This window comes from Protofrankia sp. CiP1_Cm_nod4 (genome assembly GCF_982290645.1).
The window spans coordinates 35249-36666 of record NZ_CEVIVC010000018.1 but is presented as its reverse complement, the minus strand read 5'-3'; the positions used below and the strand labels follow the sequence as shown (position 1 = coordinate 36666).

1 protein-coding gene is annotated in these 1418 nt (G+C 69.5%); it reads right to left on the bottom strand.

Features of this window, described 5'->3' with window-relative positions:
- Nucleotides 1-486: 486 nt before the first annotated feature.
- A complete protein-coding gene (locus tag AC5LSR_RS06005) occupies nucleotides 487-1032 on the bottom strand; it encodes a Crp/Fnr family transcriptional regulator (protein WP_277602717.1) in 546 nt (181 codons plus the stop codon).
- Nucleotides 1033-1418 lie beyond the last annotated feature (386 nt).

The following is a 1418-nucleotide window of genomic DNA, read 5'->3' as shown; positions in this document are numbered from 1 at the left end:
CGGCATCCCCGGCGGGCGCGCCGACGGTGCCGTCCCTGGCGGAGCCGACCACGCAGGCATGACCGCGCGGGACAACCGCGCGGAGGTGCCAGGTGGCAGTGGCGCAGGTGGCAGTGACAGCAGTGGCAGCTGGTAGCCATTCGGATACGACGCGACGGGCCAGGTAGTAGGTCCGGTCAGCGGGTCCGGTCAGATAGTGGGTCATGTACGTCGCGACGGTGTGACAACCACCGCTGCGGCGGCACGGGCATGGCGGCGCGCACGACAGCAGCCGGGTCCGGCGCCTGCAGCCGACCCAGCAAAGAAGATCTTCATGATGTGAGGGCAGGTCCTGACCGGTACGCCAGGCGTACCGGTCAGGACCTGCTGGGACGGGAGTCAGCCAGCCTGTGCCCCCTCAGGCCGGAACCAGGGGCGTCTCCCGGCGGACCCCCGGTCGCGTGGGCCGAACACGCCCGCGTCGACCGGCGTCCGCCGGCTTACGCCCTACCGGGCGCGGCGGGCGAGCCGCTCCCGGTCGAGCAGCACCACCGCGCGGGAGTCCAGACGCAGCCAGCCGCGGGTCGCGAAGTCCGCGAGCGCCTTGTTGACCGTCTCCCGGGAGGCCCCGACCAGTTGGGCGAGCTCCTCCTGGGTCAGGCCGTGCTCGACCCGGACACCAGCCGCCTCGTTGCCGGGCTGGGCCGGCTCACCGAAGCGCTCGGCAAGGTCGAGAAGGGCCTTGGCCACCCGTCCGGGCACGTCGGTGAACACCATGTCGGCCATGGAGTCGTTGGTCCGCCGCAGGCGCTGGGCCAGCACCCGCAGCAGCAGCGACGCCGCTTCGGGCCGGGTTGCCAGCCACGGGCGCAGCGCGGTGTGCTCCAGGGAGACCAGCGACGCGTCGGTCACCGCGGTCGCGCTGGCCGTGCGGGGCCCCGGGTCGAACAGCGAGAGTTCCCCGAAGAGGTCTCCGGGCCCCATCACCATGAGGAGGTTCTCGCGTCCGTCCGACGCCGCACGGCCAATCTTGACCTTTCCAGCAAGGATCACGAAGACACGGTCTCCGGTTTCACCTTCCCGAAACAGAACGTCGCCTCGGGTAACATTCTGACGTTCCAAATGATCGTTAAGGGCCTGCCGGTCCTGTTCGGACAGGCCGGCAAACATGGGAACACGGGCAAGCAGATCGTCCACGGCGTCCGAGCATGCCAGGAGTAGCGCCAAAGGGCACGACCTGAAAGCCGAAAGAGGCTGTCGGGTCTTGAACAGGTCGGGCGAATCCGGGTATTTCCGGCCCGCTCGGCCGGCCCGGGAGAGCTCCCGTCAACCCCTGACCCGGGCCTGTGGACGGAAAGTCACACACGGACCGAAGCGATTGATTACTCTACGTAGTCACACAGGGCGAGAAGGCATCCACGGGCCCGCGCCCGGGGCCG